The sequence below is a fragment of the Variovorax sp. LjRoot130 genome, assembly GCF_964253755.1.
Taxonomy (GTDB): Bacteria; Pseudomonadota; Gammaproteobacteria; order Burkholderiales; family Burkholderiaceae_C; genus Variovorax.
This window is the reverse complement of the sequence record NZ_CAXURM020000001.1, coordinates 449,872-463,452: the sequence shown is the minus strand read 5'-3', so window position 1 is coordinate 463,452 and position 13,581 is coordinate 449,872. Positions and strand designations below refer to the sequence as shown.

General features: G+C 67.3%; 11 protein-coding genes. 10 read left to right on the top strand and 1 reads right to left on the bottom strand.

The window, feature by feature from the left end; translation table 11 throughout:
- Positions 1-2 precede the first annotated feature (2 nt).
- The 10 genes from lipA to ACSQ86_RS02365 all read left to right on the top strand — a co-directional run bounded on the left by lipA (position 3) and on the right by ACSQ86_RS02365 (position 11,845).
- Entirely contained in the window at positions 3-986 is a 984-nt protein-coding gene (gene lipA / locus ACSQ86_RS02410; protein ID WP_436308425.1) for a lipoyl synthase, read from the top strand.
- A gap of 351 nt (positions 987-1,337) precedes the next feature.
- Positions 1,338-1,814, top strand: coding sequence for a type IV pilin protein (locus ACSQ86_RS02405; protein ID WP_436308424.1), 477 nt, complete (start codon positions 1,338-1,340; stop codon positions 1,812-1,814).
- Positions 1,805-2,287 (top strand): GspH/FimT family pseudopilin, encoded by a 483-nt coding sequence (locus ACSQ86_RS02400; RefSeq protein ID WP_436308423.1) that lies wholly within the window; start codon positions 1,805-1,807, stop codon positions 2,285-2,287. Before ACSQ86_RS02405 ends, ACSQ86_RS02400 begins: the two co-directional genes overlap by 10 nt.
- A 33-nt stretch (positions 2,288-2,320) precedes the next feature.
- Positions 2,321-2,896 (top strand): type IV pilus modification protein PilV, encoded by a 576-nt coding sequence (gene pilV / locus ACSQ86_RS02395; protein ID WP_436308422.1) that lies wholly within the window; start codon positions 2,321-2,323, stop codon positions 2,894-2,896.
- A complete protein-coding gene (locus ACSQ86_RS02390) occupies positions 2,893-3,966 on the top strand; it encodes a PilW family protein (protein ID WP_436308421.1) in 1,074 nt (357 codons plus the stop codon). The genes pilV and ACSQ86_RS02390 overlap by 4 nt, the downstream gene beginning before the upstream one ends.
- The gene (locus ACSQ86_RS02385) at positions 3,963-4,505 is read left to right on the top strand and encodes a pilus assembly PilX family protein (RefSeq protein ID WP_436308420.1); all 543 of its coding nucleotides are present in this window, start codon (positions 3,963-3,965) and stop codon (positions 4,503-4,505) included. Before ACSQ86_RS02390 ends, ACSQ86_RS02385 begins: the two co-directional genes overlap by 4 nt.
- Positions 4,506-4,524: 19 nt before the next feature.
- Positions 4,525-7,836: a pilus assembly protein gene (locus ACSQ86_RS02380; RefSeq protein WP_436308419.1), complete on the top strand. Its 3,312-nt coding sequence runs from the start codon at positions 4,525-4,527 to the stop codon at positions 7,834-7,836.
- 123 nt (positions 7,837-7,959) lie between these two features.
- On the top strand, positions 7,960-9,486 hold the full coding sequence (locus tag ACSQ86_RS02375) for a class I adenylate-forming enzyme family protein (RefSeq protein WP_436310248.1): 1,527 nt from the start codon (positions 7,960-7,962) through the stop codon (positions 9,484-9,486).
- Positions 9,464-10,585: an SLC13 family permease gene (locus tag ACSQ86_RS02370; protein ID WP_436308418.1), complete on the top strand. Its 1,122-nt coding sequence runs from the start codon at positions 9,464-9,466 to the stop codon at positions 10,583-10,585. The genes ACSQ86_RS02375 and ACSQ86_RS02370 overlap by 23 nt, the downstream gene beginning before the upstream one ends.
- Positions 10,586-10,714: 129 nt before the next feature.
- Positions 10,715-11,845 (top strand): IS110 family transposase, encoded by a 1,131-nt coding sequence (locus tag ACSQ86_RS02365; RefSeq protein WP_436305038.1) that lies wholly within the window; start codon positions 10,715-10,717, stop codon positions 11,843-11,845.
- Between the two features lie 320 nt (positions 11,846-12,165).
- Here the strand turns inward: ACSQ86_RS02365 and ACSQ86_RS02360 are convergent, their stop codons facing one another.
- Positions 12,166-13,581, bottom strand: a complete 1,416-nt coding sequence (locus ACSQ86_RS02360; protein WP_436308417.1) for a class II fumarate hydratase — start codon at positions 13,579-13,581, stop codon at positions 12,166-12,168.

The window sequence follows — 13,581 nt, the reverse complement described above, 5'->3', positions numbered from 1 at the left end:
CCATGAGCACCCTCGAAGTCGTCCGCGATGCCCAAGGTCCCGACAGCTACAACCCCCTGGCCAAGCAGAAGGCCGCGGCCAAGCTGTCGCGCATCCCCGTCAAGGTGATCCAGCAGGGCGAAGTGCTCAAGAAGCCCGACTGGATCCGCGTCAGGGCCGGCAGCCCGACCACCCGCTTCTACGAGATCAAGCAGATCCTGCGCGAGAGCAACCTGCACACGGTCTGCGAGGAAGCCTCCTGCCCCAACATCGGCGAGTGCTTCGGCAACGGCACGGCCACCTTCATGATCATGGGCGACAAGTGCACGCGGCGCTGCCCCTTCTGCGACGTCGGCCACGGCCGGCCCGATCCGCTGGACAAGGACGAGCCGCTGAACCTCGCGAAGACCATCGCCAAGCTGCGCCTCAAGTACGTGGTGATCACCAGCGTCGACCGCGACGACCTGCGCGACGGCGGCAGCCAGCACTTCGTCGACTGCATCCGCAACATCCGCGAGCTCTCGCCGCAGACGCAGATCGAGATCCTGGTGCCCGACTTCCGCGGCCGCGACGACCGCGCGCTCGAGATCCTCAAGGCCGCGCCGCCCGACGTGATGAACCACAACCTGGAGACCGCGCCGCGCCTCTACAAGGAAGCGCGCCCGGGCAGCGACTACCAGTTCAGCCTCAACCTATTGAAGAAGTTCAAGGCCCTGCATCCCGAGGTGCCGACCAAGAGCGGCATCATGGTCGGCCTCGGAGAAACCGACGAAGAGATCCTGCAGGTCATGCGCGACATGCGCGCGCACGACATCGACATGCTGACCATCGGCCAGTACCTCGCGCCCAGCAGCAGCCACCTGCCGGTGCGCCGCTACGTGCATCCCGACACATTCAAGATGTTCGAGGAAGAGGCCTACAAGATGGGCTTCAGCCATGCGGCGGTCGGCGCGATGGTGCGCAGCAGCTACCACGCCGACCAGCAGGCCCACGCGGCCGGGGTCTAGGCCTCGAGCGCAAGCCTGCCCGGGGGCTTCAGCGCGCGAGCGCACACGCCTCACACGCCAGTGCCAGCAAGTGCCCGCAAGTGCCCGCAAGTGCCTTGCGCACTCGGCCTGCTCAACGTAAAAAACCCACTGCGGATTCTCGAGGCGCGAGCAGATCGCGTGCGCCGTGGCCTGTGCGTGCGCGCCTCGTTTTTCGTCCATCTCGCAGGCCTCGAAGGCTGCGCCATTTCACTCGCCCTGCCCAGGCGTGAACTTGTGCGCGAAAGGCCTTATCGTCGAATGTGAATTTTTCACATTGTTAACATATAGTCACGTTTTGAAATTTCTGGGCGCTCGAAGGGATTGGCCTCCATGCATCAGTTTCTGGAACTGCCGTCGACTGCATTCACGCTGCCAAGCCGGCGTGCGCGCTGCAATGAGCGACGGCAATCGCGTGGCTTCACCCTGATCGAGTTGATGGTGACGGTGGCGATCGTCGCCATCCTGGCAGCGATCGCCTATCCCTCGTATACCAATTACATCGTTCGTTCTAATCGATCGGCCGCCCAGGGCTACATGCTCGAGCTCAGCAACCTGCAGCAGCGCTACCTTTTGGACGCGCGGATCTACGCCCCGAATCTGGCTGCGTTGAATTTTCCACCTCCGTCGAATGTGTCGTCCAACTACTCGTTCACGGCACCCCCCAAGGCCGGCACGACACCGCCGGGATTCACGATCACCGCCACGCCGATCGGCGCGCAGCTCGCCAGGGACACCGCCTGCGGGACGCTGACCATCGACGAAGCGGGAGCGAAGGGCACGTCGACCGGAGCTGCGGGATGCTGGTAGCCCCTCGCCGCACGCGCCGCCACGTCCGCGGCTTCACCCTGATCGAACTGGTCACCGTGATCACGGTGATGGGCGTCCTCGCTGCGCTGGCGCTGCCCTCGTTTCGCGCCTTCGTTGCGAACCAGCGCATCCGCAACGTTTCCTTCGACCTGATGGCGGCGCTCACGCTCGCTCGCAGCGAAGCCGTGACCCGCAATCGCAGCGTCGGTCTGGCGAAGACAGGCGGCGCCTGGGACGAAGGCTGGGAAGTGAAGGACGGCGCCAACGTCTTCCACAGCCAGCAGGCCTACAAGAACCTCGCCATCAGCGACTCGAGCGACCTCGACGTCATCACCTATGGCAAGGACGGCCGCACCGTGAGCACGAGCACCAAGTTCACCATCGCGCCGTCGGCCACCACGGCAGGCGTCAATTCGCGCTGCATCTCCATCGGGCTGAGTGGCGTGCCGAGCAGCAGCATGGGGGCCTGCTAGATGGCGCCGCGCATTCCGGCGCGCGCGCGCCGCATGACCGCCCCCCAGCATGGGGTCGCACTGATCGAAGTCCTGATCACGCTCGTGATCCTGCTCGTCGGGCTGCTCGGCCTGGCCGGCGTGAGCAGCCGCGCCAACGTTGCCGAGATGGAGGCCTACCAGCGGATCAAGGCGCTGCAGCTCGTGCAGGACATGGCCGATCGCCTCAATGCGAACCGGAAGGTCGCGAGCTGCTATTCGAATGGCGCCACCGGCGTCCAGTTGAGCGCGACCAGCACCACCGTGCCGGCCTGCACCGCCGGCAACGTGCAGCAGCAAACCCAGGCCGCGGCCGATCTCACGGCCTGGAAAGACTTGATCAACGGCCAGGCCGAAACCCAGTCGAGCGCCAAGCTCGGCGCCATGATCGGCGCGATCGGCTGCGTGACCCTCGACGACGCCGCCAACAACATCTATCTGATCGCCGTGTCGTGGCAAGGCCTGGCCAAGACGGCCGCGCCGACCCTGATGGATGGCAGTACCGCCTTTCCCTGCGGTAGCGGCGCCTACGGCGACGAGAAGTTGCACCGGGTGGTCACGACCAAGGTGCGGATCGGGGCGTTGTCGTGAGAGCGCGCATGCATTGCGGCTACCGGCGCCACAACCGCGGCTTCACGCTGGTCGAGCTGATGGTGGCCATCACGCTCGGCCTGTTCCTGATGATCGGCCTGATCAGCCTGCTGGTCTCGACCGTGGGCTCGCGCTCCGAGCTCGACAAGACCGGGCGCCAGATCGAGAACGGCCGCTACGCACTCCAGCTGCTCAGCGAAGACATCCAGATGGCCGGTTTCGTCGGCGCTTCCTCGAGCACCGCTTTCGCGACCGTGGCGCCGGTGGCCTGCCCCACGAGCATCGCCGCCCTCGGCTACTTTGCCATGACGAGCCCGGGCACCTCCACCGTTCCCTTGCCGATCCAGGGACTGAGCAGCACGCCGAGCTGCATCAGCAATGTCATGGCGGGCACCGCGATGCTGATCGTCACGCGCGTCAGCACCACGCCCGTCGAGAATCCCGCGTCGGCAGTCGCGGCCGAGGCCTACCTGCAGGTTTCCACCTGCGCCAACGACACGCTGCCCTTCGCGGCTGCAGCGGGCGCCTCCGCGGCCAGCTTCCCGCTGATGCGGAAGGACTGCCTGCCGAGCAAGCTTGCGCCGCTGCGCAAGATCGTGCAGCACGTGTACTTCGTGAGCACCTGCAATGTGTGCGGCACCGACACCATTCCCACCCTCAAGATGGCCGAGTACCTGGACGGCGAGATGAAGATCACCCCGCTGGTCGAAGGCATCGAGAACCTGCAGCTCGACTACGGCATCGACATGGACGCCAACGGCTCGCCGGACTGCTACACCAGCAATCCGGCCAGCCCGCCGGCGACGGAAATTGCCATTGCAGTGTGCCCGCAAACCACGCCGGCCTACGACTGGACCGTGGCGCTGACCAACTGGACCAACGTGATGGCCATTCGCATTCACGTGCTGGCGCGCAACACCGAGCCCAGCGGCGGCTGGACGGACGCCAGAACCTACGACATGGGCCTGGCCGTGCCGGCCGCAGGCCCCTTCAACGACCGCATCAAGCGCCACGTCTACAGCACGGTCGCGCGCCTGTACAACAGCTCGGGCCAGAGGGAAATACCATGAACCGCTCCAGGCGCAGCGCCGCGCCGCGCATGCAGGCAGGCGCCACCTTGCTGGTCTCGATGATCTTTCTGATGGTGATCACGCTGATCGTCGTTTCGTCCATCAAGGCCGTCAACGTCAACACCAAGCTGGTCGGCAACATGCAGACCCAGAAGGAGGCCGCCGCGGCCGCGCAGCAGGCGATCGAAGACACGATCAGCACCGACTTCACTTCGCTGCCGGTGCGCAGCACGCCGTCGATAAACATGGGCCAAGCCGGCTCGGCCTACGCCGTTGTCATGGAGGCGCCGGCTTGTACCAGCGTCAAGCCGATCAAGCTGAGCGAGCTGGACGCCACCAACACGGACGACCAGCCCTGCTATGCCAGCGGCGCTGCGCAGAACACGGGCATCGTCGGCTCGGGCGCGGGCGGCAATTCGCTGTGCTCGCACTCGAACTGGGAAGTCAATGCCACCGCCACGCCGCCCGGGAGCACGGAGCCGGCCCCGACCGTGCACCAGGGCATCGCGGTGCGCGTGGCCGTTGGCGCCGCGTGCTGATCAATCAGGAGTAGGACCGATGCGCCCTTTACGAATTTCACAACTGGGTGCCTTGGCCCTGCTGACGCTGGCCAGCGCCGCGGTGCGGGCCGAGGACATCGACATCTACCAGGGCACGTCCGGCGGTGGCGCCCCGAACATGCTGATCATTCTCGACAACGCGGCGGCGGCCAGTGCGAGTTCGAGCTTCACCTGCCCATCCCTGACGGTCAACGACCCGAACAAGAACCTCGGCTTCGAACAATGCGGCCTGCACAGCGCGGTCTCCAAGATCGGGACCAACGCGGCACTCAACGGCAACATCAATCTGGGCTTGATGTACTTCCCGGGGGGCCCCACCGACGGCGGCACCTTCGTCCAGCCCCCCGCATCGCCGGCGCCCGGCTCGCTGCTTCTCATGGACGGCGCCAGCTCCGACAACAGCAAGGGCGTCGGCAAGATGCTGCGGCGCATCGAGGCGCTGAGTCTCAGCGACGACAAGGGCAACAACAACCAGATCGCGCAGGCGATGCAGGAAGCGTGGGCCTTCTACCAGGGCAAGACCGGCCTCTCGGGCACCAGCTACCCGGGGCTGGCGAACCAGCAAGCCTGCGGCAGGAACTTCGTTCTCTACATCACGCTCGCCACCAGCAACCAGAAGCCGCAGGACAGCGGCAACCTGGGCGGCACGGCCTTGCAGACCGCAGCAGGCCTGAGCGCACTGCCTGCGCAGTTGGCGCTGCCGGGCTGGAAGTCGCAGCTTTCCTCCAAGACGGCCTCCGGCAAGTACCGCAGCGACTATGCGGACGAATGGGCGAACTTCATGTACACGGGCAGCTCGCCCAATCTTGCGACGACCTACCCGGGGATCACGACCTACACCATCATCCTCAGCGATGGCAGCAATCCCGACTACGAACAGCTCATGGTCAGCATGGCCAACCAGGGCGGCGGCAAGTATTTCCTGGTCGAGCTCGGAAACGTCCAGGCCCTGATCGACGCCATCGGCCAGGTCTTCAACGAGGTGCAGGCCGTCAACAGCGTGTTCGCGGCGCCGGTGCTGCCGGTGAGCGCCAACACGCAAGGCACCTACCTCAACCAGATCTACATGGGCATGTTCCGCCCCGACGGCGACGTCAATCCGCGCTGGCAGGGCAACCTCAAGCAATACCAGTTCGGCGTCGACATCAGCGACCCGACGGCGCCGCAGTTGTTCCTCGCCGACGCCTCCTGGGGCACGTACTCAATCGGCACCAACGCCAACCGGGCACTGAGCGCAGCGGGCACGGGCTTCATCTCGCCGTCGGCAGTGAGCTTCTGGACCTCCAAGTCCATCGCTTCCCTGCCCGACTCCCAGGGCGGCTTCTGGCTCAACGCCTTCAAGGAGCAAGGCGCCAAGGACGGGTACGACTGGGAGGATGGGCAGGTCGTCGAGAAGGGTGGCGTCGGGCAACAGATTCGGCTCAAGTACCTGACGGACAGCTATTCGGCCACCGCGGCCGTCACGACGCCCACCACCGCGCGCAACGTATTTACCTGCATCGGCACCGGTTGCGGCACCAATGCGGCCCTGAGCACGATGCCCTTCAAGGCCGACAACACGAATCTCAGCTCGACGGCCCTGGGCATCACGGACAGCAAGGTGACCCCGGCCAACCTGATCAACTGGGTACGCGGCGAAGACACCTACGCGGCCGGCGACGCCGCAGCGGGCCGGGAATCGAGCAGCCCGCCCGACGCCAGCATCAAGATCCGCGGCTCCGTGCACGGCGACGTCCTGCATTCCCGCCCCGCGGTGATCAACTACGGCGGCACGACCGGCGTGGTGGTGTTCTACGGCGCCAACGACGGCATGTTCCGCGCCATCAACGGCAACCAGCCGAACAACCCCACCGACACCAGCAAGCCCAAGGGCAACTGCACGGTGTCGTCGACCTGCGCCCTCACCATGAAGGACGCGACCGGCGCCACCACCAGCATCCCGCCGGGCGGCGAGCTGTGGAGCTTCGTGCCCTCGGAGTTCTACCCGGGCCTGCAGCGGCTCTACCAAAACGGTCCGACCCTGAAGCTGGGCACCTTGACCACCGGCACCCCGAAGAACTACTTCTTCGACGGCGCACCCAGCGTCTACCAGAACAGCGCCACCGGGAAGGCCTACATCTTCCTGTCGGCGCGCCGCGGCGGCCGCCTACTCTATGCGCTCGACGTGAGCGATCCCACGAACCCCAAGTTCATGTGGAAGCGCAGCAATGCCGACGCAAACTTCGCGGAACTCGGGCAGACATGGTCGCAGCCGAAGGTGGCCATGATCAAGGGCCATGCCAACCCGGTGCTGATCTTCGGTGCGGGCTACGACACCAACGAGGATGTCGAGCCGCCCAACGCCGACACCATGGGCCGCGGCATCTTCATCGTCGACGCGGTGACCGGCAACGTGCTGTGGCAGGCCGGCCCGGGCGGCGCCGGCAGCAGCTGCACGGGCAACCCCTGCAAGCTGGCCGAGATGACCTACTCGATCCCCGCCGACGTCACGCTGGTGGATCGCGACTTCGATGGCCTCATCGACCGGCTCTATGCGGCCGATACCGGCGGCAACATCTGGCGCGTGGACCTTCAGCCCACCGGCAGCGGCGACATGAGCACCTGGCAGGCCACCCACCTCGCCGCCCTGGGCGGAACCGGCGCCACCAAGCGCAAGTTCTTCTTTCCGCCGGACGTGGTGCTGACGAAGACCTACGACGTGGTGCTCGACATCAGCGGTGACCGGGAGCACCCGCTGCTGTCCCATCAGGCCAACGGCATCGTGAACCGCTTCTACATGATCAAGGACACCAAGGTCGGCATGAGCGCGAGCGGCTGGACACCGGTGCGCGACGACACCAGCAGCAGCGCCGACATCGCGCCGACGACTCTGTTCAAGGCCACCAACACGACCCCGTACGACGGCTCGCTCAACGGCTTCTACGTCACCCTGGCCGGGGCTGGAGAAAAAGGCGTGAACGCGCCGACGACCGTCGGCGGCCTGGTCTACTTCGGCACCAACCAGCCCATCGTTCCCAGCGCCACCACCTGCCAGGCCAATCTCGGCACGGCACGCAGCTATTCGGTGAACTTCCTCACCGGCGCGTCGAGCTTCCGTGTGCTCGACGGCGGCGGGCTGGCGCCGTCGCCCGTGTTCGGCATCGTCACGGTCAACGTCGGCGGCACGGACCGCCAGCTGCCCTTCCTGATCGGCGGCGGCGGCGGCTCCGGCGCCGACGGCAAGTCCGGCCTGGGGGCGCAAAAGCCGGTCATCCCGATCAAGAACGTACGCAAACGGACCTACTGGTATCGAGAGACGGACGCCCGCTGAGGCGGCGGATGCCGAAGCCGGCATCCGATCACCTCCTGCCGCTGGCATCCCTGGCCGCCAGGACTTCGGTATCCTGTGCGTGCCACATCCTTCTCTCCACGTATGACCGACTTCCAGGCGGCGATGGACAGCGACTTCGGCGTCATCGCCGAGCTGATCCGGCTCCACGCGCATGAATCACCCGCGCGGCCCGCGCTGATCGACGGCACGCGCACGCTGAGCTACGGCGCGCTCGACGCGCTGATGGACCGCATCGCGGCCGGCCTTCAACGCGACGGCCTGCACGCAGGCGATGCGATCGCGATCTGCGCCGCATCGAGCGTGAGCTATGCGGCGGTGTTCCTGGGCGCCCTGCGCGCGGGCATCGCGGTCGCGCCGCTGGCGCCCGGCTCCACGCCCGCCAGCCTGGCGCGCATGATCGAGGACGCCGAGGCGCGCCTTCTCTTCGTCGATGCAGCCGCGGCCGAGGTGATCGGCGATGCGGCAGCAGCGGGCGTGCCGCGCATCGCGCTCGACGGCTGCGCGGCCGCTCGCGCGCTCGAAGCCTGGCTCGCGCCGGCCGGTACGCGGCCCGCGGCCGTCGAGCCGCAGCCCGCCTGGGCCTTCAACATCATCTATTCCTCGGGCACCACCGGCGAACCCAAGGGCATCGTGCAGGGCCACGGCATGCGCTGGGCCCATGTGCGGCGCGGCGCGAAGTACGAATACGGCCCCGAAACGGTGACGCTGCTGTCGACGCCGCTCTACTCCAACACCACGCTGGTGGTGTTCTTCCCGACCATCGCGTACGGCGGCTGCGTGATCCTGATGCCGAAGTTCGACGCGGCCGGCTACCTGAAGCTGGCCGAGGCGCATCGCGTGACGCACACGATGCTGGTGCCGGTGCAGTACCAGCGCCTCATGGCGCATCCTGCCTTCGATGCGCACGATCTCTCGAGCTTCCGCTTCAAGTTCAGCACCAGCGCGCCTTTCAACGCGGCGCTGAAGGCCGACGTGCTCAAACGCTGGCCCGGCGGCCTGATCGAGTTCTATGGCATGACCGAGGGCGGCGGCACCTGCATCCTCGAGGCGCACCTGCACCCGGACAAGCTGCACACGGTCGGCCAGCCGGCCGAAGGCAGCGACATCCGCTTGATCGACGAAAGCGGCCGTGAAGTTGCACCCGGCGAGGCCGGCGAAGTGGTGGGCCATTCGGCCGGCATGATGGTCGGCTACCACCGCCAGCCGGAGAAGACGCGCGAAGCCGAATGGTTCGACCCCGCGGGCAAGCGCTTCATCCGCACCGGCGACGTCGGACGCTTCGACGACGAAGGCTTCCTCACGCTCTTCGACCGCAAGAAGGACATGATCATCAGCGGCGGCTTCAACATCTACCCGAGCGACCTCGAGGCGGTGCTGCGCGGCCATGCGGCGGTGGCCGATGTCGCAGTGGTCGGCGTGCCTTCCGAGCAATGGGGCGAGACGCCGGTGGCCTTCGTGGTGCGGCGCGCGGGCGACGACACCGACGCCGATGCGCTGCTGCAATGGGCCAATGCCCAGCTCGGCAAGACGCAGCGGCTCGCGCGCCTGCAGCTCATTGACGAGCTTCCGCGCAGCGCGATCGGCAAGGTGCTCAAGCGCGAGCTGCGTGAGCGCGATACCGCGCGCTGAAGCCGCGCCCGTGCACGGCGGCGGCAACACGCTGCTGTGGGTGCTGGCGCTGGTCGCCATCGGGTTCGCGGTCGCACGCCCGCGCGCGCCGCTCGACTATGTGCGCCTGGTCGACTGGCAGACCATCGGCGCACTGGCCGGCCTGCTGGTCATCACCCAGGGCGTGGAGAAGAGCGGAATGTTGCAGGCCGCCGCCGCGCGGCTGCTCGCGCGCACCACCGAGCTGCGAAGCCTGGTCTTTCTGCTCACCGCAAGCGCGGCGCTGCTCTCGGCGCTGGTCACCAACGACGTGAGCCTGTTCCTGCTGGTGCCGCTCACGCGCGTGCTGGCGGCCCAGGCGCATCTGCCGCTCGCGCGGCTGGTGGTGCTGGAAGCGCTGGCCGTCAACGCGGGCTCCGCGCTCACGCCGATCGGCAATCCGCAGAACCTCTTTCTCTGGCATCGCTCGGGCGAAAGCTTCGTCGGCTTCATGGGCATGATGGCGCCGACCGTGGCGCTGATGCTGTTCTGGCTCTTCCTCGCCATCCGCTTCCTGGTGCCGCGCGCGCCGATCCTACTCAAGCCGGCCGGCGATGCGGCGCCCATGCAGCCGCGGCTGCTCGCCCTGTCGGGCCTGCTCTTCATCGGCTTCGTGATCGCGCTCGATCGCCATTGGCTCACGGCCGGGCTGGCCGTGGTGTTCGGTGCCTTCCTGCTGCTGCGCCCGCGCGTGCTGCTCGGCGTGGACTGGGCGCTGCTCGCGATCATCGCGCTGATGTTCGTCGATTTGCGGCAGCTGGCCGAGCTGCCCGCCGTCGCATCGCTGCTCGGCCAATGGACCATCGGCGAAGGCTGGCGCGCCTACCTCGCCGCGGTCGTTACGTCGCAGTTCATCAGCAACGTGCCGGCGGCCATCCTGCTGGAGCGCTACGTGCACGACCTGCCGGCGCTGGCGGCCGGCGTCAGCGTGGGTGGCTTCGGCTGCGTGCTGGGATCGCTGGCCAACCTGATCGCGCTCAGGCTGGCCAAGGTGCCGCACGGGCTGCGCGAGTTCCATCGCATCAGCATTCCCTTTCTGCTGGTGTGCGCGGCCTCGGCGCTGCTGCTCAGGCTCGGCTAGACAGAATGGCTTGAGCCGTTGAGGTGGCCCGTCTCCAGGACTACCGTGGGTTGCGCACCGTGGGTGCGCCGAGCCACAACGCTGCACCCCGAGGGGCGGACAGCGTGTCAACGAGCAAGGAGACGGGCCATGAGTCAATCTACCACCACTGCGGCCACCGTTTACGTTGGCCTAGACGTCCACAAGGACAGTATCGACATCGCCCTGGCCGAGGCCGGCCGTGACGGCGAAGTGCGCCATTTGGGCGCGGTCGCCGGCGGCGTCGGTGCCGTCACCAAGGCCCTGCGCCGCCTGGTCAGCCGGGGCCATTGCCTACATGTCGTCTACGAAGCGGGCCCCTGCGGCTTCGTGCTGCAGCGCCACCTCGCCGCACTGGGCTACCACTGCGAGGTGGTGGCGCCCTCGTCCATCCCCAAGCGCTCGGGTGATCGGGTGAAGACCGACCGCCGCGACGCCTTGATGCTGGCGCGCCTGGCACGCGCAGGTGAACTCAGTGCCGTGCGCGTGCCGGACGCCGTGGACGAGGCGCTGCGCGATCTGGTGCGCGCCCGCGAGGACGCGGTGCGGGAACAGCGCAACGCGCGCCACCGCCTGAAGGCGCTGCTGTTGCGCAGCGGCGTGGTGTACGCGGGCAAGAGCGCCTGGACGGCGGCGCATCTGCGCTGGCTGGCCAGCATGGCGCTGCCGCACGCCGCGCAGCAGATCGCCTTCCAGGAGTACCTGCACGCGGTGAGCGAGTCGGGGGCGCGCATCGCACGCCTGGAGCAGTCGCTGCGCGATGCGCTGGCGGGCTGGTCGCTGGCGCCGGTGGTGGCCGCGCTGCAGGCGCTGCGCGGTGTGCAGCTCATCGCCGCGATCACGCTGGTGGCCGAGATCCAGGACTTCCACCGCTTCGCCAACCCGCGCCTGTTGATGGCCTACCTGGGCCTGGTGCCCAGCGAGAGTTCCAGCGGCCAGCGCCGCCGACAGGGTGCCATCACCAAGGCCGGCAACTCGGCGGCGCGGCGCATGCTGGTGGAAGTGGCGCACCAGTACCGCTACCCGGCGCGGGTCAGTGCGGTCATCGCCAGGCGCCAGTCGGAGTTGCCCAAGGCCGTGACCGACATCGCCTGGACGGCGCAGTTGCGGCTGTGCGCGCGCTTCAAGCGGCTGGCCGCGCGGCGCATGCCGCACAACAAGATCGTGGTGGCCATCGCGCGCGAACTCTCGGGCTTCGTGTGGGCCATTGCGCGCGAGGTGACGCCGCCTGCCTCGACGTGAACCCGCGATGACATGGCAAGCAACGCGAAGGAGGCGCCTATCGAACAACCTCTTTGAGGCCGGATCGGGAACGCGGCGCAGCCACGGCCACAGGGGAATCCTCGGCGCGGCTATTGCGCAGCCACGCAAGTGACCAACCGCAGACCCTAGAAAGCAGGCAGCCCCGCGACGAATACATGAACTGTCGGTAGCCAATCCACGCATATCAGCATGATCAACCGTCGCTCACGCACCCGGCTCCGTCGCGTTCCCCATCCGGCATTCGCGAACGAATTCTGCAATCCGGAACCCGGAGAGATGGGCTTGCGCTCTTGACAGGATCAAGCCATATCAGCCGCCGGCTTGCCTGGAAGCCCGGCCATCGCCGACGGATCGACCAGCCGGTCGTAGTCCGCGGCACTCAGGAAGCCCAGCGCAACAGCCGCATCACGCGGGCTCATGTTCCGTTCCAGCGCGGTCACCGTGATCTGCGCGACCCGGTCGTAGCCCAGCACGGGATTGAGCGCCGTCGCCAGCAGCAGCGCGTTGGCTACATGGGCGGCAAGGCGCGGCCTGTCGACCTCGATGTCCTTCACCATACGCTCGGAGAACACGCGGGCGCTGTCGGCCAGCACGCGGATCGACTGCAGCAGGTTGTGGATCAGCACCGGCTTGGCGACGTTGAGCTCGAAGTTCCCCGACGCGCCAGCCATCGTGATGGTGACGTGGTTGCCCATCACCTGCAGGCTCGCTTGCACCACCACTTCAGCGATCGTCGGATTGCGCTTGCCCGGCATGATCGAACTGGTCAGCCCGTCGTCCGGAATCACGAGTTCGCCCAGCCCGCAGCGCGGCCCCGAGCCGAGCAGGCGGATGTCGTTGGCGATCTTGACCAGCGAAGCCGCGACGACGTTGAGCGCGCCCGAGACCTCGACCAGCGTGTCGTGCGCCGCCATGCCTTCGAACTTGCTGGGATTGGGCGCGAAGGCCATGCCGGCCAACGCGCTCAGTTCTTCGCAAAAGGTGGCATCGAAGCCCGGCGGTGCATTGAGCCCGGTGCCGGCCGCGGTGCCGCCCTGCGCCAGCAGGCGCAGGCGCGGCAGCGTGGCGTCGATGCGGTCGATGCCGTGGCCGATCTGGCGGGCGAAGGCATCGAAGGCCTGGCCCATGCTCATCGGCACGGCATCCATCAGGTGCGTGCGCGCGATCTTCAGCACGTCGGCGAAGGCCGCGGCGCGCTCGTCCAGCCGTTGACGCAACAGCATCAACGCGGGCCGCAACCGATGCGCGAGCTCCAGCAGCGCCGCCAGGTGCATCACGGTCGGGAAGCTGTCGTTGGACGATTGCGATGCGTTGACGTGGTCGTTGGGATGCACCGGCGCGCGTGTGCCCAGCAGCTGGCCCAGCAACTCGTTAGCGCGGTTCGCGATCACCTCGTTCGCGTTCATGTTGGTTTGCGTGCCCGACCCTGTTTGCCAGACGGTGAGCGGGAAGTGATCGTCGAAGCGGCCGGCGCGCAGCTCCTCGGCGGCGGCGACGATCTTCTGCGCCAACGCCGCGTCGAGCGCGCCGCAGCGCAGGTTGGCGCGCGCGGCGGCCATCTTCTGCAAACCGAAGGCGTGGATCAGGCAGGCCGGGAAGCGCTCCTCGCCGATCTCGAAGACGCCCAGCGCGCGCTGCGTTTGCGCGCCCCAGTAGCGGTCGGCCGGAATCTCGACCGGACCGAAGGCATCGTGCTCCACCCGCAGGGCCGGCAT

Excerpts from the sequence above, each read along its gene's own strand:
- ACSQ86_RS02380 (WP_436308419.1), top strand. The coding sequence starts at position 4,525 with ATGCGCCCTTTACGAATTTCACAACTGGGTGCCTTGGCCCTGCTGACG.
- ACSQ86_RS02375 (WP_436310248.1), top strand. The coding sequence starts at position 7,960 with ATGGACAGCGACTTCGGCGTCATCGCCGAGCTGATCCGGCTCCACGCG.
- ACSQ86_RS02385 (WP_436308420.1), top strand. The coding sequence starts at position 3,963 with ATGAACCGCTCCAGGCGCAGCGCCGCGCCGCGCATGCAGGCAGGCGCC.
- ACSQ86_RS02360 (WP_436308417.1), bottom strand. The coding sequence starts at position 13,581 with ATGCCGGCCCTGCGGGTGGAGCACGATGCCTTCGGTCCGGTCGAGATT.
- ACSQ86_RS02400 (WP_436308423.1), top strand. The coding sequence starts at position 1,805 with ATGCTGGTAGCCCCTCGCCGCACGCGCCGCCACGTCCGCGGCTTCACC.
- ACSQ86_RS02405 (WP_436308424.1), top strand. The coding sequence starts at position 1,338 with ATGCATCAGTTTCTGGAACTGCCGTCGACTGCATTCACGCTGCCAAGC.
- ACSQ86_RS02365 (WP_436305038.1), top strand. The coding sequence starts at position 10,715 with ATGAGTCAATCTACCACCACTGCGGCCACCGTTTACGTTGGCCTAGAC.
- pilV (WP_436308422.1), top strand. The coding sequence starts at position 2,321 with ATGACCGCCCCCCAGCATGGGGTCGCACTGATCGAAGTCCTGATCACG.
- lipA (WP_436308425.1), top strand. The coding sequence starts at position 3 with ATGAGCACCCTCGAAGTCGTCCGCGATGCCCAAGGTCCCGACAGCTAC.